The 17,658-nt window shown below is 62.8% G+C and carries 6 protein-coding genes; 4 read left to right on the forward strand and 2 right to left on the reverse strand.

The window, feature by feature from the left end; genetic code table 11:
* Positions 1 to 8: 8 nt before the first annotated feature.
* The gene (locus HU750_RS04335) at positions 9 to 5,666 is read right to left on the reverse strand and encodes an NEL-type E3 ubiquitin ligase domain-containing protein (protein WP_186677187.1); all 5,658 of its coding nucleotides are present in this window, start codon (positions 5,664 to 5,666) and stop codon (positions 9 to 11) included.
* A gap of 95 nt (positions 5,667 to 5,761) precedes the next feature.
* Positions 5,762 to 11,326 (reverse strand): dermonecrotic toxin domain-containing protein, encoded by a 5,565-nt coding sequence (locus HU750_RS04340; RefSeq protein ID WP_186677189.1) that lies wholly within the window; start codon positions 11,324 to 11,326, stop codon positions 5,762 to 5,764.
* 206 nt (positions 11,327 to 11,532) lie between these two features.
* On the opposite strand from HU750_RS04340, the gene pip reads away from it, so the two are divergent.
* The 4 genes from pip (at position 11,533) to mdoH (ending at position 17,491) form a co-directional block, all read left to right on the forward strand.
* Positions 11,533 to 12,504 (forward strand): prolyl aminopeptidase, encoded by a 972-nt coding sequence (gene pip / locus HU750_RS04345; protein ID WP_099455566.1) that lies wholly within the window; start codon positions 11,533 to 11,535, stop codon positions 12,502 to 12,504.
* Positions 12,501 to 12,938 carry a D-aminoacyl-tRNA deacylase gene (gene dtd / locus HU750_RS04350; RefSeq protein ID WP_186677192.1) on the forward strand — a complete coding sequence of 146 codons (438 nt, stop codon included), beginning with the start codon at positions 12,501 to 12,503 and terminating at the stop codon, positions 12,936 to 12,938. The genes pip and dtd overlap by 4 nt, the downstream gene beginning before the upstream one ends.
* A gap of 262 nt (positions 12,939 to 13,200) precedes the next feature.
* The gene (locus HU750_RS04355) at positions 13,201 to 14,925 is read left to right on the forward strand and encodes a glucan biosynthesis protein G (RefSeq protein WP_346010837.1); all 1,725 of its coding nucleotides are present in this window, start codon (positions 13,201 to 13,203) and stop codon (positions 14,923 to 14,925) included.
* Positions 14,918 to 17,491 (forward strand): glucans biosynthesis glucosyltransferase MdoH, encoded by a 2,574-nt coding sequence (gene mdoH / locus HU750_RS04360; RefSeq protein WP_186677199.1) that lies wholly within the window; start codon positions 14,918 to 14,920, stop codon positions 17,489 to 17,491. The genes HU750_RS04355 and mdoH overlap by 8 nt, the downstream gene beginning before the upstream one ends.
* Positions 17,492 to 17,658 lie beyond the last annotated feature (167 nt).

Here is a 17,658-nt window from a genome sequence, read left to right on the forward strand (position 1 = left end):
ACGGGGCGTCAAGCGTACCTGTAGCTTTCGGCAATGGTCAGTTCGCGTATCAGGTGGGCGACCTTTTGTTCGTATTCGAGCTTCAGGCGTTCGAACAGCGGCGCCAGTGCTTCCAGGGTCGGGCTGGCACCGCCGGGCTCCCGTGTTTCATCTGGCGCATCCAGCACGCGCTGTTGGTAGTCTTGCTCAAGTAAGGCGAACCGTTCTGCATAGGTTTCCCGCAGGTAGTCGACCCAGGCATCCTGCCGGGCGGCGAATAGCAGGAACGGGTCGCCATTTTCATCGGCAAGTACCTGCGCCCGAGCAGCATCCAGCTCTGCGGGGCTGACGTTGGCGCAGGCCTGGTAGAGCATCTTTTTGGGTGCCAGCGGCAGTTCCAAAGCCTCCGCCAGGTTCAGCTTGTAGGCCATGCGCACTTCGGCTTCGTCGCGGGTACCGGCCCGTTCGCGGGCGATGGTTTCGACGGCCTCCAGCCGATAGAGGCGCAGTACCAGCCGATACAGCGCCTGGCCGCGGGACTGCTCGGGCAGCGCCTTGAGTGCCTGCTCGGTGAACACTTTGATTTCCATCTGGTTGAACACCAGCCAGGCGCCGTCGTGGCAGGTCTGGTATAGCCCTTGACCATTGCGCTCGACGCCCGCGTGGGCCATGCCGTTGAACAGTGCACGTTCCTCGGCGCTGTTGCCGGCGACCTCCAGAATGCGCCAGACGCGCGCGACGAAATCGGCGCGGGTGCCCAGCGTTCGGTATGAGGCCGTGTGCGCCAGGCGGCCTACCAGTTCGAGCAATGCCGGCGCTTCGCCGCCCTGCTGCAGCGTCTCCCACACCGTGCGGTGCGCTTCGTTTTCCTCCACGCTTGCCAGGAGCCAGTCGTCGACGTCGGGGGCATCCATTTCAGGTTCCAGGGCGGGGCTGTGGGCATGGCCATGGTCGCCGGAACCGACGCTGTCATCATCGTCGCTGTCATCGGACTCGCTGTCCGAGTCGTGACGCTCGCGCCAATGCTCCTGAAGAATTTCGTCGGGCAGGTCCATCAGAAAACTGTACGACCTATTACGCGCTTCAGAGCCATGGGCGCGGGACATCGTGAAATCGCTCAGCGGGTTGCCACGCAGGGATATTTCCGTGTGCGCATGGTCATTGCGCGGGTTGTACAGGATGTTGTCCGGCAGGTTGACGATCTGGTTATCGTCGAGGTCCAGAATGTCCAGGGGCAGAAGGGTCTCTACCCACGCTGGCCACGCGTGCAGGCCGGTGTTGGACAAGGTGAGCCGGGTCAGGTGATCGCTCAGGGTTTGCAGGTTCTCATTATCGAAAGAGGCGGCCAGGCGGTTGCCTTCCAGATTGAGCGATTCTAACTGGGGCATGCGCGCGAACATTGCCATGGCCTGATCATCGATCTGACCGCCCTCTATACGTATTGTCAGGTGCTGTAGGTCCGGTAAGGACGCTAGCAAGTTAGGAAGCGCGCCAGTCGGTGCAACGTGGCCGTCGAGGGTGAGTGCCTCCAGTTGTGTGAAGTGCCCCAGGAGCCTATTGAGCTGCTCACGGGTGGCGGTCATGCGCAGCAGCTGTAGTTCGCGCACGCGGGCGTACAGGTGAGGCGGCAATTGCGGTGGAAAGTTAGCCAGCGAAATGTCGGTTAATTGCAACGGGCCCGTGGCCCCCAGGAAATCAGTGCGCATGAATGCGAGCCATGCCTCGCCGATTTGCCTTCTGGCTACGGTTGCCTGTGCGCTCAGGGGGTTGGACGAGCTTGAGGCATTGGCCCAATTGTCGAAGATGGCCAGCACCTGCTGTTGATCTCGCCGGTAGGCCTGAACACTTTGCTGAATGCTGGGAGGGGTGTCGAATGCCATGTCGAACTGTCTGGCCTCGGAGGGCTGATCTGCCAACAGCGTCAGGATAGTTCGACGCGACAGCAGGTTACCTTGCAAGGATATGCGCCGACGTGGCTGTGCAGTTCGTGGCGCAAGGGCGAGTTCGTCGGGCACGCTGGTCAGTGCGTTGTCACGCAGGGAGAGGTGATCGATCGTGGTGAGCGACTGACTGTTGAGCCAGGCAGGCCAATCCACCAGGCCCGTGCGGTCTAGCCCGAGATAACGTAAACGGACATTGCCGATCTGCGTCCCGTCGTCAACATAGTTGATCGGGCAGCCACTCAGGTCCAGCACCTCCAGGTTTGGGAAACGGTCACTCAACCCTGCGATATAACCGCCACTCAAGCCCAGGCGCGTGTCGTGTAGCCGCAGCTCCCGCAGTGTCGCAAACACCTGTCGGGGTTGCAGGTTCAAGGTGCTGTAGGTGAGCCCTTGAGGGCTGCTGACTTCCAGGGATGTGAGGTGCCGGAAGCGTTGCAGGAAGTTGTCTACCGCCTGCAGTTCCGGGCCGATGTTCGCGCCCAGGGTGTGTGAGTTCATAAGGCCCGTGCCTTGGTAATCAACCAGGTGCAAGCGCACGATGCGTTGCTCGAAAAAGGCGGGTAGCTGTGCGGGATAGTCGATCAGCAGGATGCGATCCAGGCGCAGCGTGGCAGCGCCCCGGCCGATTTCCGGTAGGTTGGTGGCCTGCCAATGCAGCCATAGCGCGTCCTGAATACGGGTTCGGCTGTCCAGACGCCTGTGCAGGTCGGGCAGCTCAAGGGCCGCGTCGCTCCAGGCGGTCAGGCTCTGGTCCAGGGCATCACGCTCGGCCATCAGCTCATTCAAGCGGTCGCTGATCTGCACGCGTGACAGCCCTGCGCCCTCCAGGGCGGCCAGCACCGCTTCGGCGCTCTGCGTGTCTTGCTCAAGCGCCAGCAGCCGAATCAGATACAGCAGGTCTTCCCTCAAAACTGTGCTGGCGAGCGAGCCGCGGCCGCTCAAGGGGTAGCCCACTCGCCCGTCAGCAAGGCGCATGGGCGAGTTTGCGCCTGGTTTAGCCGGTTGCATGTGGAGCACCTTGCGCAACTCGGGCCGTGGCAGTAACGGTAACTGCTGCACGCGCTGCTTGAGCGCAGGGCCCTCCCAGGTATTGGGAAAGCCTAATGCTGCCCGGTTCGCGTCGGGCAATGCATGCAAGATGGCCGAGTAGATCGTGTCGCGCCCATGCAGTTCGTGCCCTTCGCCATCGTAGGTGTGGTAGCCATCGGCGTGTTGAGTCAGCACTTTGCGAACAGGCCCGTCTGGCGCGCCTACCTGATCGATCACGGGGCCGGTGAACCTGCCTTGGCGTAGCTCGATGCGGATTTCGTCAGCCCAGCCAGGCAAGCGCGCCACACTGTGCAAAACAAGCCTGTCGGTGTCCGGGTTGTTCACATTGTCGAGGTAGAGCCCCTCGTAGGCGCGCGCCAGGCGTACCTGCTGTTGGTAGGTATGGATTTCTTGAGCCAGACGCAACGGGACCTTGCCCGCCAGCAATTGCTCCAGCTCCGCTGGGCTGGCATGGCGCGCCAACTCATCCGCGATACCAACGGGCAGCGCGGGGTAGCGGCGGGTAATGGTCTGGGTGCTGGGGGCCTGATCGACGGGCGGTGTCTGGTAGCGCGCTTGAAAGGCAGTGATACGTGTGTTCGCGTCTGTGCCGGCCAAGTCCCGTGACACCTCATGGTCTAGCCTGAAGCGGCGCAGGGTGTCTTCCAGCAATGCTGGCGGGCGCTGGTTTTCGGTCAATACCTGGCGCAGGACGGTTTCATGGGTATCGCTGACGGCGAGGATGCGTTGGGCGGTTTCTTCAGAGAACCCGCTGGCCGAAGGCCCAAGGCGTCGGAACAGCGTGTGGCCCTGCCATTGGCGCGGGCGCTCGAACTCATGCTGCCAGGCACCGGCTTCGTTATGACGCAACAAGGGCTCGTAGCTGATGGCTTTGGTCGGGTGCTCGATGCGCTGTTGGGGTGGATTGCCTGGCGAGGTCTTGACCGAATAGACGCGGTCTTCCAGCGCCAGCCAAGTCTTGCCCTGATAGTGATAGAGGCCGAATTCGTCAGGCTTTAGCCCAGCAGGCAACAGGATGTCATGGGCAAAGGGCGTGATATCGGGCTTGATCAGGCGTGTCTTGCCATTGGCCAAGGTAACGCTTTGCAGCTCTTCGATGAACGATGGGGTTTCGACCGGTATACGCTCGAGGGCGGGCGTAGTGCCAGCACCGGCACCAGCGGCGCCGAGTGCGGCGAACAAGGCAACGTTCTCGACCACGTCCATGAGGTAGCCCAAGGCCTGCTCGCGCTCGCCACGGCTCCAGCTTTCGATACCCTCGTAACTTTCATAGGCCAGCTGAACGGTGGTGACAACCATCATCACCTGGCCCAGCACGGGTACGAAGAAGGCGCCGATGTTCAGTGCCTGCAGCACCCCGCCAGCGAAATACGCGAGGCGCGCTTCCAGTGCCTTTTCGTCCATCACCGCGGTGGGCACGCCATGGTAAAGCGCATCCGTTTGCAGTTTTCGAACCTTGCGCAGGGTGAACTCGGTCAGGAATGACTGGCTGTAGTCGTGCATGCGCACGTGCAGCTTGGCCTGCCGGTCTGGGCGGCGAACCTTCAGTTGTCCGCCCTCGGCCCACACCAGCGGATAGAGGCGATCGGTAAGGGTGGCGAACAGGGCGTCGGCTTGCTCATCGGCCACCAGGCCACGGAAAAAGTCCAGGTAGCCTGGGCTGAACATTCGGTCGCGCAAGTCGCTGACGAAGTCGAGCGTGGAAGCGTATTCCTTGAGAGGGCACACCGGGTCTTCCGGAATGTAGACAGTGAAGGGCCCGAGCAGGCCGCCTTGGTCGTCCGACGGGCCGATGGCTACCACGCCAGTCAGGTCGACATCCCGCAGTTGCAGGTTACGGCTCAGCAGCGGGCTGGCGTCTTGCATAACGCGTTTGTTATCCGCAACGTCCAGCAGCAAACCGTACGTGCGTTCACTGATGTGCTTTTTCATGTATGCCACGCAGGCATGCAGCTTCAGCGTCGAGCTTTCGCACCGTTTGAGCAGGCCGAGCTGATTGAAGGCGGCTGCCCCCGGTGCTTGGTCGGCCGAAGAGGTGGGGTTGAACACGGCTTCGAGGGTTTTCTGGTACTGCGCGCCCAGGTCCAGTTCCCGGCACAGTGCGGCGAACTCATGGGGGGCGATCGCCAGGGTTTGGTCCTCATTGGCGGGGTCGTAGATGACTGCTTTCATACGCCTCAGGTCCATCCCCCCGGCCTGAGTGTCGCCAGCCACGAAGTTTTGCAGCGCGGCGGTCAGCAAGGGCTGGGTGGCTCGGCGCACGGCGGCGGCGGCCTCCACTGCTGGGTCTTTTGACAGGTTCGCGAAAGACCAGGGCGTGTCCGCAAGCTTGGGGTGGAACAGGACGGCCCGGCGAACGTCCACCTCCAGCCCAAAACGCTGTGTGATGGCTGTTTTGAGCAGGGGGTCGGCGAAGGCTTCAAGGGTGGTCAGTTGCCCCAAGGCGTGTTGCTTCTGGGATTCGAGCCAGCGGAAATGGGCATGCTCGGCGTGAAAGGTCGCGACGGTCTCCGGCATCTGCAGGCATGCCTGTTCATACCAGTCCAAAGGCTGCTGGGTAGCACTGCGCAAGGCCGCGTACTGGTGCGCCGGCAGTGCCTTGAACCAATCGGGGACGAGCCCTGCGATCAGTGAGTAGGCGGGGTTGATAGCGTCGTCGCCGACGATTCCGGCAGGGGCAGTGATGGCAGGCATGAGAGACTCCGATTGATTGGTCAGTGTCGGAGTCTGTCTGCGGGGGCTTATCGCCAAGTGGTAGTTAGTTACCTGTGGCGGTTGTCGGGTGGGGACTACTCAGTCGAGGAACGTGGCCTGCGGTCTGGGTTGGCGAACGAGGTGAGTTCGCGAATCAGGCGTGCCTCGCGCGCTTGCTTGCTTCGCTCCAGGGCCGTGAATTCCTCGGTAAGGGTATCGAGGGGCCTGTCCGGAAACTGCTCCGGCAGGTCCACTACCTGAGCCTGATAGCTTTGCTCGATTTCAGCAAAGCGACCGGCGTAGGCCTGCCGCAAATGTTGGACCCACTGAGCGTTGGCGGCGGCAAAATTCAGGAAATCCTCGCCAAGCTCGCCGCGCTGGACCTGCAGTTCAGCATGCGCCAACTCATCGATGCTGGCACTGATCGCGTAGCGCAGGGTGTCCTCGGGTTGGCCGAGGTCAAGCGGGGTGTTCAACTCGCGTCGGTAGGTGAGGCGCACCTCTGCTTCATCCCGGCGGGCAGTCTCGCTTTTGGCGATTTCATCCAGTGCCTGCAGGCGATACAAACGGCGCAGTTCCCGATAGAGGTTGCCCTCGGTATCTGCGGCATCGAACTGCAAACGCTGGTTGGCGATATACAGCTCGATATTCTGGAACACCAGCAAGGCGCCGTCGTGGCAGGTCTGGTCGCCGTTTTCCTGCAGCAGTGCCTCACTGGCCTGATGGTTGAACAGCGCAAGGTCGTCCGGGTTGACCACCGCACTCACCAGCACCTTGCGCACCCGTGCGCAGAACGCCACACGGCTTTTGCCATTCTGGTAAGGGGCGGCATTGCGCAGGCGGCCTACCAGCGCCAGAAGGTTTCCGGCATTGCCCGATGCCTGGAGGGCGTCCCAGCACTCTTTCAGGGCTTCGTTTTCGACATCCGAGGCGAGCAGCCAGTCCTGCAGGTTGGGCGCATCGGCAGCGGGGTCCAGGAAGGGTAAGTGGAAATGGCCGCCCATCGCGCCTTCTGTCGAGGACTCACTCATGCTGTCTGACAGGTCGATGCCAAAGGTAAAGCTGTGCTGGCTATCCGAGGACGCGCGAGCGCGCATGACGGCTTCGTCGCTGAGCGGGTTGCTGAACAGCAAGATCGAGCTGATGGGAAAGTTGTTGTCGAGGTTGGCCAGGATGTGCGCAGGCAATTCGGTGAGGCGGTTTTCACTGAGGTCCAACAGCTCAAGCGGCAGCAGGCTGTCCACCCAGCTCGGCCACTGCTCCAGGCCCATGGCGTTCAGGTCGAGGCGGCGCAGCGTTTGCAGCGCTGCCGGCGCCTGTGTGATCAGCCCCATGCGGTTGCCCGTGAGGTCCAGCGAGTTGAGCGTGGGCAAGCGCCCCAGCGTATTGATCACCTGCTGGTCGATCACCAGGCCAGCGTTGCGCAAGGCAATGTCAGTCAGCCCGGGCAGTCGTAGCAGGGCCGAAGGCAGTGTTTGCTCCGCCTGCTGGTAGGCATCGACAGACAGGCGCGTCACCTGTGGGAACTGACGGAACAGCCCGTCGAGCTGGGCGGTGGAGCCGCTTACCCGCTCAAGCGCAAGGTTATGCACCTGTTCGGTGAAAAATGCCGGCAACAGCCTGGGAAAATGCTCGAGCGCAATGTCGTTCAGGCGCAGGGCTGCCCGCGTCAGACCGATCTCCTGGTAATGCCAGAACTCGTTCAACGCCGTTGCCACACGGGTCCTGGTGGCCATCACGGCTTGGCTGACCGGTGCGCTGGAACTGGAGGCGTTCACGTAGTCGTCGATGGCGTTGCGTAGTAGCTGGCGACGTTCCAGCCGAAGGGCCAGGCGGGCGCTGAAGTCTTCGCTGCGGTCCACCTCAAAGCGGGAGGCGCGGCCATCTTCGCTCATCATCACGCGCAGCAGGTCATCCTCGAACAGGTCATTGCCCTGCAGTGAGAGCACAGCGTGATCGGCGAGGTTGATTCGGTTGTCCAGCAAGAAGCGTGGCAGCATCGTGATCTGATTATTGCGCAGCCCAATGTGACGTATTTGGGTCACGGCGTTGAAGCCCAAGCCTTCTGGCCAATGGTCCAACGCCAGGTTATCCAGGCCCAGGTAGTCCAGTGCGATTTCGTTGAAACGCGGCGGATACTGCTCGGACAATCGGTTGCCGCTCAGGTCCAGCCGGCGCAGGTGAGTGAGCCCGGCCAGGCTGTCGAGGTCGGTCGATGACAGCGAGATGTTCTGATGGGTCAGGCTCAGCGATTCCAGCGCTGGCAGGTGTTGGGCAATCACCGGCAGGCTGAACTGAAACGGCGAAGGCAAGGCCTCAGGCCGGTAGGCGCGGCTGATCTCCAGCGACCGAAGGTTTGCAAACTGTCGCAGCAGGGCATTGAGGTGGGGGCCGTGGTGGCTCCAGCCGGCGAAGTTTTCGGGGGCTGTTTCGATCAATTGCAGGCCAGTGACGCTGGACGTGAAGAAGTCCGGCAGGCTGAGCGGGAAGTCGTTCAGCGACAGGCGTTCCAGGCGAAGGGGGGGCGCGATGTCGGTGGGCGTCAAGAACGCGCGCTCGTACCAATGCTGAGCGATTGCATTCAATACTCGCTCTAAATCATCCGGGACCTGACGAGGCGTCAGTGCCGCTATTCGCCGCCAGTCGGCCAGCCGGCTGTGCAGCTCATCGCGTTGTTCCAGCAAGGTGCTGAGCCTGTCTGCGATCTCGGCGCGGGTGAGGGCCCTGTGCTCCAATGCGGTGAGAATCTGCTCGGCAGGCCGGGGGTTGGGGGCGTGTTGGCCTATCTGCCGAATCGAGCTGAGCAAGGTGTGCCGTGAAATGCTCGCGACGCGGGGGCGCATACCGCCGAGGGGATAGCCCAGCCGGCCATCGGCCAGGCGCAGGGGCGAGCGGAAGCCTGGACGCACGGCTTGCATGCCAAGCACCTTGCGCAAGGCCGAACGTGGCATCGGCGGGGCCTGTTGAACCAAGTGCCTGAGGCCTTGCTCGTCGACGATACTCAGCGCTTCGCGTTGAGCGGCAGTCAGTACCTCGAACAGCGCGCTGTACAGGGAAGTGTGCGCGACCACCCGTGCATCCGGTTGGTCATTGCCCAGCACGATATAGCCTGCTCTGGCGCTGACGATCGTGGTGTGGCCTAGCCCGTCCGGCCGCCCGATACGCGTGAGCTGGATGGGTGAGTGCTGGCGCTGTTCAAGCACGAGGCTGATCTCGGCTGGCCAGCCGGGCAGTTGCCCGAGCGTCTGCACGATCAGTTGATCGGTGTCCCAGTTGCGCAGGCTCTGCAGATACACCCCTTCATACGCACGCGTTAGCCGGACGTTCGCCTGATAAAGGTGGATCTCTTGCCCAATGCGCATGGGCACTCGCCCGGCCACCAACTGTTGCAGCTCAAGCGGGTTGGCGTTGCGCAACAACTCTTGGGTGATGGCGTCGGGAAGCTGTGGATAAACGTGCTGGATCACACTGGCGCCAGGGGCCTGGGTGGCAGGTAGTTGGCGATAGCGGGTCTCGAACTCGGCACCTGGTAGGCCAGGCTCAGCATCCGCAGGCAATTGCCCGATCTGCTGGTCCAGGTTGAAACGGATCAAGGTATCTTCCAGCAGCGCGGGCAGGCGCTGGCTGTCAGCGACCGCCCTGCGCAACACCGCTTCGTCAATGTCGCAGGCCTGCAGGATTCGTGTTGCTGTGGCGTCATCGAACGCCCCAGAAAGGTGCCCGGCCCGCCGGAACAGCGCCATGCCTTGCCACGTCAGGGGCCTGTCCAGCTCGTGCAGCCAGGCGCCTGCGCCGTTGTGCTGCAGCGCGGGTGTGTAGGCCTGGGGCCTGCGCGGGTGTTCTATCCGGTAGGCATGGCCCGGCTGGGTTTGCTTCACAGCATAGAGCTGACCCTCCAGCATCAGCCAACGCTTGCCGGCATGGGTGTACAGCCCGGTTTCATCCGGCTCAAGGCCCTCCGGCAAGGGCGTATCGTGGGCGAAGGGCGCAAGGTCGGGCTTCCACAACCGAGTGTCGCCATCCGGCAAATCGACTTCTTCGAGTTCCTCGATAAAAGAAGGGGTATCCACTTCCGGAATTTCACGCACGGGAGCCTCTGGATTACCCGCCAACACAGCTCCGATCCCTTCTTTGACGACATAGCCCGCCGCCGCCCAGGCAGCCAGGGTAGCGGTGTTTTCCATCACATCGATCAGGTAGCGGTGGGCTTGCTCTCGGTCGTCGTTGGTCCAGCTTTCGATGCCCTCATAAACTTCGTAACCCAGCTGCGCGATGCACACTGCGAGCATCGCTTCGCCAAGGCCCGGGACGAAAAAGCCCGCGATGTTCAGCGTGGTCAGTACTTTCCCGGCGATGGCCTCGCGGTGACGCTTGGCAGACAGCAGGTCCACGGCCCAGGTGGGGACGGCATGGAAGAGGGCGTCCTTTTCATGACGGGCCACCTTTTGTGTCACCAAGGTACCTAGAAACGAGTACCTGGCCTTGTGCGGTATCGGTTCGAGCGTTGCCTGCGGGTCGGTGACCCGCTCATGCAGGCCGCGGGTGCTCCAGCCCATGGGGGTCAACCGGTCTTGCAGCTTTTGTTGGATCGACGGTTTGTCACGGGCCGCCAGGCAGTTGTCCAGGTAATGACTGTCGAGTAGGAGCGCGTCGCGCAAAGCGGCTTCCAGTGTGTCTAAAGACGCGTATTCCTTCAGCGGGGCGTGCGGGTCGTCGGGGTTGTACAGTGCGACCCTGGCGTTTTGCGAGCCACTGTCGGGCTGCAACTGCAGCACTGCCATGCCGACGATTTCGACCTCCCACAATGTCAGCAGGCTGAACGTGAGTGAGCTGCCTGTGTGCGGTAGAGGCGCGTCCAGCGGGGCGGCCAGCGCCGCGTCATAAAAGCCCTGGCTGATATGCCCCTGCAACCAGGCACTGTGCAGGCTTTGCCTGAACGCGGATTGCTCGGCACGGGCGAGTGTTTCGTACACCTGCAGGGCCGCCTCATGGGGCCCTTGGTCGCCGGTTGGGGCCGGGTAGTAAATGTCATAGACCTGCTTGTGATAGCGCCCACCGATGTCCAAGGTTCGGCACAGCTCGGCAAACGCGTGGGCGGGAATCGCCACGGTATTGGTCAAGGGCACGGTGCCCATGAAGCGCCGGTGGTCCAGTACCACCGACTTTTTCAGCAAGGCCTGCGGCGCATCCATGCCATCCGCTGCGCACGCGTCAGCATCAAAATTGTGCAATGCCCATTGCAGGAGCGACCGGGTTGCCCGGTCGACGGCTTGTCGGGCATCGATTGCGTGTTCGGTCTGGATCAGCCTGGCATCGACCAGGTAGGTGTTGGACACCTCAACATCCAGGTCGAAGCGTGCCTTGATGGCTTGTGTGAGTTGCTCGCTGGCGAAGGTGTGCAGGTCTGGCAGCGAGGCGAACAGCGCCTGGACCTGCGCCGCGTGGCTGCGGTGCTGGGCATGTTCCTGAGCCAGCGCGCGTGCGATGTCTGGTTGATCCTGCAGCGCTGCTTCAAACCACGGCGGTACCTTGCCCTGCGCGTCGCGTAGCGACTGGTACGCCTCGCTGGAGGCAGCCTTCAGCCATGGCGGGGTGGCTTGGCCTATCCGTGCGGCGTGCAAAGGCGTGTTGCGCGAGGGGGTAGGGGAAGACGGGTTCATACAAGAGCCTCCAAGCTTGGGTGGGCTCGCAAGTATGTTCAGCAGGCCGGGGCCACTGAGGTAGTTATGTGTTTTTGCCAGGCTGACGGGCGCCGCCATCCGTCTCGCGGATGGGATAGGACCAAGGATGGCAACAGGACATGCTCAAAGCGCAATTCAGGTTTATGATGCCCAACGGCAGACTTAATCCTCACACGGAGTGCGCAATGCAGACCCTCTACCCGCAGATCAAACCCTACGCCCGGCACGATCTGGCCGTGGAAGCGCCGCATGTGCTGTATGTCGACGAAAGTGGCTCGCCGGAAGGTTTACCCGTGGTATTCATCCACGGTGGCCCGGGCGCCGGTTGCGACGCGCAGAGCCGTTGTTACTTCGACCCCAACCTGTACCGCATCATCACCTTCGACCAGCGCGGCTGTGGCCGCTCCACGCCCCACGCGAGCCTGGAGAACAACACCACCTGGCACCTGGTCGAAGACCTGGAACGCATTCGCAAGCACCTGGGCATCGACAAGTGGGTGCTGTTTGGCGGCTCGTGGGGCTCGACCCTGGCCCTGGCCTACGCCCAGACCCACCCCGAGCGTGTGCACGGCCTGATTCTGCGCGGCATCTTCCTGTGCCGCCCGCAGGAAATCGAATGGTTCTACCAGGAAGGCGCCAGCCGCCTGTTCCCCGACTACTGGCAGGACTACATTGCGCCGATCCCGCCAGAAGAGCGCGGCGACCTGGTCAAGGCCTTCCACAAGCGCCTGACCGGCAACGACCAGATCGCCCAGATGCACGCCGCCAAGGCCTGGTCCACCTGGGAAGGCCGTACGGCCACGCTGCGCCCCAACCCGTTGGTGGTCGACCGCTTCTCCGAGCCGCAGCGGGCGCTGTCGATTGCCCGCATCGAATGCCACTATTTCATGAACAATGCGTTCCTCAAGCCGGACCAGCTGATCCGCGACATGCCCAAGATCGCCCACCTGCCGGCGGTGATCGTGCATGGCCGCTACGACGTGATCTGCCCGCTGGACAACGCCTGGGCCCTGCACCAGGCCTGGCCCAACAGTGAGCTGAAAGTCATTCGCGATGCTGGCCATGCGGCCTCAGAGCCCGGCATCACCGATGCCCTGGTGCGCGCCGCCGACCAGATGGCCCGGCGCTTGCTCGACCTGCCCCTGGAAGAAGCATGAAGGGGCTGTTGCAACGCGTGCGTGGCGCGCGGGTAGAGGTGGCCGGCGAGATCGTCGGCGCCGTCGACCAGGGCCTGCTGGTGCTGGTGGCCGTCGAACCTGAAGATACCCGGGAACATGCCGATAAGCTGTTGCACAAGCTGCTTAACTATCGCGTGTTCAGCGACGAACAGGGCAAGATGAACCTGTCGCTCAAGGATGTTGGGGGCGGTTTGCTGCTGGTGTCGCAATTCACCTTGGCGGCGGACACGCGCAGCGGCATGCGGCCGGGCTTCTCGACGGCGGCACCGCCTGCCCTCGGTGCCGAGTTGTTCGACTATCTTTTAGCGCAAGCGAAGGGCCAGCACGCCGAGGTGGCGAGTGGGCGCTTCGGTGCGGACATGCAGGTGCACCTGGTCAATGATGGCCCCGTAACATTTATGTTACAAATATGAGGTCAAAAACCCCTTGTTTGTAGGAGAATAAGGGGTTTTGTACGATAAATAGTTAGTCCAGCCTGATGCGTTGTCACGCGACCTGCTGGATAATCGCGCGCTGCATGGACCTGCGTTCGCAGGTTCGTTTCACTCTGACTCGAGCATTGTCTGGATCCGTTTGGGGAATCATTACGCCCTCACGGGGTCCGAACAGTGCTCGCCAACCCGGCATTAGTCGCTGGCCGTTGGTTTCATGATCTGTTTTCGGCGAGGGTTGCTCGTGATTGTTAGTCCCCATAAAGCATCAAGAATCCCCGGCATTCGGCTACGTAAGGCCCTGATGGCCAGTGTGGCACTGGTCGGCCTGATGAACGCGGGCCAGCTGTGGGCATTCAATCTTGACGATGTTGCAGCCAAGGCAAAGGATCTGGCCGGCCAGAAGTACGAAGCACCGAAGAGCAATCTGCCTGCGGTGTTCCGCGACATGAAGTTCGCCGACTACCAGAAGATTCACTTCCTGCAGGAAAAGGCCGAGTGGGCCAAGGACAAGACCCCCTTCAAGCTGTCGTTCTACCACCAGGGCATGCACTTCGACACCCCGGTGAAAATCAACGAAGTCACCGCCACCAAGGTCGAAGAAATCAAGTACGACCCGAGCCGCTTCGAGTTCGGTGACGTGCCGCACGACCCGGAAACCACCAAGAACCTGGGCTATGCCGGTTTCCGCGTGCTTTACCCGATCAACAAGGCCGACAAGCAGGACGAGATCATGACCCTGCTTGGCGCCAGCTATTTCCGCGTGGTCGGCAAGGGCCATGTGTACGGCCTGTCGGCTCGTGGCCTGGCCATCGACACCGCGCTGCCGTCGGGCGAGGAGTTCCCGCGGTTCACCGAGTTCTGGGTCGAGAAGCCGAAGGCTACCGACAAGCACCTGGTGATCTACGCCCTGCTGGACTCGCCGCGCTCCACCGGTGCCTACAAGCTGACCCTGCGTCCGGGCAGCGACACCGTGGTCGACGTCAAGTCGCGGGTCTACTTGCGTGACCACGTCAGCCGCCTGGGCATCGCGCCACTCACCAGCATGTACCTGTTCGGCCCTAACCAGCCTTCCCGGGTCATGAACTACCGCCCGGCCTTGCACGACTCCGAAGGCCTGTCGATCCATGCCGGCAACGGCGAGTGGCTGTGGCGCCCGCTGAACAACCCGAAACACCTGGCCGTGAGCAACTTCAGCGTCGAGAACCCGCGTGGTTTCGGCCTGATGCAGCGTCATCGCGACTTCAAGGACTACGAAGACCTCGATGACAACTACCAGAAGCGCCCAAGCGCCTGGATCGAGCCAAAAGGTGACTGGGGCAAGGGCACCGTCGACCTGGTCGAGATCCCGACTGCCGACGAAACCAACGACAACATCGTGGCCTTCTGGAGCCCAGAGACCCTGCCGGAGCCAGGCAAGCCGTTCGAGTACGACTACCGCCTGCACTGGACCATCCAAGAAGCCCAGTTCCAGGCCCAGGACCTGGCCTCGGTCACTCAGACAATGCGTTCCACGGGCGACGTCAAACAGTCCAACCTGATCCGTCAACCTGACGGCAGCGTGGCGTTCATCGTCGACTTCGCCGGTGCCAACCTGGCTGCTCTGCCGGAAGACGCCGCGGTACGTAGCCAGGTCAGCGTTGGCGATAACGCCGAGGTGGTCGAGAACAACCTGCGCTATAACCCAGAAAGCAAAGGCTGGCGCCTGACCCTGCGGTTGAAGGTCAAGGAAGCCAACAAATCGACGGAAATGCGCGCTGCGCTGGTGCGCGACGTGCCTGTCGAGCCTGCCAAGCCTGCTGCCAAGGACGCCAAGCAGGACAAGGCCGCTGCCAAGCATGCCAAGGCCGACAAAGACGCCAAGGCCGAACAACCTGCCGCCGATGCGGCGTCCACCAACGGTACCCCGGCCACCACCGAAAAAGTGCTGACCGAGACCTGGACCTATCAGTTGCCTGCCGATGAGTAACTCAAGCGCAAGGCCGGTATCGCTCGGCGAATACCTGGCCCACCTCCCACTGAGCGATGAGCAGCGCGCGGAACTCGCCAGCTGCACCTCGTTCAGTGAGCTGCACCAACGCCTGGCGGCCAACCCGGCCGCCAACGCCGCCGAGGCCGTGCAGGCTTCGGTGGGCCCGCGGTTGACCGTGGGCAGCGCCGCCGAACTCGAAGACGCCGAAATGCTCGGCGTCGACGGCAGCGGCCGGCTGTGCCTGAAAATCGCACCGCCGATCAAGCGCACCCGTGTCGTGCCCGAGCCTTGGCGCACCAACGTGCTGATCCGCATGTGGCGCCGCATGACCGGGCGCACCAACGCGCCGCAGCCAGAGCAGCGTGAGCTGCCCAAGGCCCGCTGGCGCACGGTCGGCTCGATCCGCCGTTATATCCTGCTGACCCTGATGATCGGCCAGACCATCGTTGCCGGCTGGTACATGAAGGGCATCCTGCCGTACCAGGGCTGGTCGTTCGTCGACCTCGACGAGGTGGTCAACCAGCCGCTGTGGGATACCGTCGTGCAGGTCTGGCCGTATGCCTTGCAGACGTCCATCCTGATTCTGTTCGGCATCCTGTTCTGCTGGGTGTCGGCGGGCTTCTGGACCGCGTTGATGGGCTTCCTCGAGCTGCTCACCGGTCGCGACAAGTACCGCATTTCCGGCAGCAGTGCCGGCAATGAGCCGATCGCGCCCGAGGCACGCACCGCGCTGGTCATGCCGATTTGCAACGAAGATGTGCCGCGCGTGTTCGCCGGCCTGCGGGCAACGTTCGAGTCGGTGGCCGCCAGCGGCAACCTCGACCGTTTCGACTTCTTCGTGCTCAGCGACACCAACGACACCGACATTGCCGTGGCCGAGCAACAGGCCTGGCTGGACGTGTGCCGCGAGACCAAAGGCTTTGGCCGCATCTTCTACCGCCGCCGTCGGCGCCGGGTGAAGCGCAAGAGCGGCAACCTCGACGACTTCTGCCGTCGCTGGGGTGGCGAGTACAAGTACATGGTCGTGCTCGACGCCGACAGCGTCATGAGCGGCGAGTGCCTGAGCAGCCTGGTGCGCCTGATGGAGGCCAACCCGGACGCCGGCATCATCCAGACCGCGCCCAAGGCGTCGGGCATGGATACCCTGTATGCGCGCATGCAGCAGTTCGCCACCCGCGTGTATGGCCCGTTGTTCACCGCCGGCCTGCACTTCTGGCAGCTGGGCGAGTCGCACTACTGGGGCCACAACGCGATTATCCGCATGAAGCCGTTCATCGAGCACTGCGCCTTGGCGCCGTTGCCGGGTAAGGGTGCGTTCGCCGGTGCGATCCTCTCCCACGACTTCGTCGAAGCCGCGCTGATGCGGCGTGCCGGCTGGGGCGTGTGGATTGCCTACGACCTGCCGGGCAGTTACGAAGAGCTGCCGCCGAACCTGCTCGACGAGCTCAAGCGCGACCGCCGCTGGTGCCACGGCAACCTGATGAACTTCCGCCTGTTCCTGGTCAAGGGTATGCACCCGGTGCACCGTGCGGTGTTCCTCACCGGCGTGATGTCGTACCTGTCGGCGCCGTTGTGGTTCTTCTTCCTGGTGCTGTCGACGGCGCTGCTGGCGACCAACACCTTGATGGAGCCGCAGTACTTCATCGAGCCGTACCAGCTTTATCCGCTGTGGCCACAATGGCACCCGGAGAAGGCCGTCGCGCTGTTCTCCACCACCATCGTGCTGCTGTTCCTGCCCAAGCTGCTCAGCATCATCCTGATTTGGGCCAAGGGTGCGGTCGAGTTTGGCGGGCGCATCAAGGTCACCCTGTCGATGCTGATGGAGATGCTGTTCTCCATGCTGCTGGCGCCGGTGCGCATGATCTTCCACACCCGCTTCGTGCTGGCCGCGTTCCTCGGCTGGGCCGCGACCTGGAACTCGCCGCAGCGTGACGACGACTCCACGCCGTGGAGCGAAGCCGTGCGCCGCCATGGCCCACAAACCCTGCTGGGCTTTGCCTGGGCAGCGCTGGTGGCCTGGCTGAACCCGAGCTTCCTGTGGTGGCTGGCGCCGATCGTGGGTTCGCTGGTGCTGTCGATCCCGGTGTCGGTGATTTCCAGCCGTACCCGCCTGGGCCTGGCGGCCAAGGACGAGAAGCTGTTCCTGATCCCTGAGGAATACGCCACGCCGCAAGAGCTGCTGGCAACCGACCAATACACCCACGAGAACCGCTGGCATGCCCTGCATGGCGGCTTCGTGCGGGCAGTGGTCGACCCACGGCAGAACGCCCTGGCCTGCGCCATGGCGACGGCTCGCCATGGCCAGGCAGCGCCGATCGAAGCGCTGCGCGCCGAGCGTGTGGCCAAGGCGCTGGAAGTGGGGCCGCAAGGGCTCGACCTCAGCACCCGCCTGGCCTTGCTCAGCGACCCGGTTGCCTTGTCGCGCCTGCATGAGCAGGTCTGGGCCGGGCAGAACGCGGCGTGGATCGATGTGTGGCGTGCGTCGATCGAAAACGACCCGCACTCGCCGTTGTTGCCGTTGCATCCAGAGAATGAAGGCCAACCGGCACTCGTCGGCGCCTGATAGACCCCGGGGCCGCTTTGCGGCCCATTCGCGACACAAGGCCGCTCCTACAGGATATGCATGCCTCTGTAGGAGCGGCCTTGTGCCGCGATACGAGGGCGCAGCCCTCGCCAGCAATAGCCCCCTCTATTCGATTTTGGCCAACAAAGTCCCCCCCAGCTCTAGGT

This window comes from Pseudomonas sp. SWRI50, assembly GCF_014269095.1.
Taxonomy (GTDB): Bacteria; Pseudomonadota; Gammaproteobacteria; order Pseudomonadales; family Pseudomonadaceae; genus Aquipseudomonas; species Aquipseudomonas kermanshahensis.

Excerpts from the sequence above, each read along its gene's own strand:
- HU750_RS04335 (WP_186677187.1), bottom strand. The coding sequence starts at position 5,666 with ATGCCTGCCATCACTGCCCCTGCCGGAATCGTCGGCGACGACGCTATC.
- HU750_RS04340 (WP_186677189.1), bottom strand. The coding sequence starts at position 11,326 with ATGAACCCGTCTTCCCCTACCCCCTCGCGCAACACGCCTTTGCACGCC.
- dtd (WP_186677192.1), top strand. The coding sequence starts at position 12,501 with ATGAAGGGGCTGTTGCAACGCGTGCGTGGCGCGCGGGTAGAGGTGGCC.
- mdoH (WP_186677199.1), top strand. The coding sequence starts at position 14,918 with ATGAGTAACTCAAGCGCAAGGCCGGTATCGCTCGGCGAATACCTGGCC.
- pip (WP_099455566.1), top strand. The coding sequence starts at position 11,533 with ATGCAGACCCTCTACCCGCAGATCAAACCCTACGCCCGGCACGATCTG.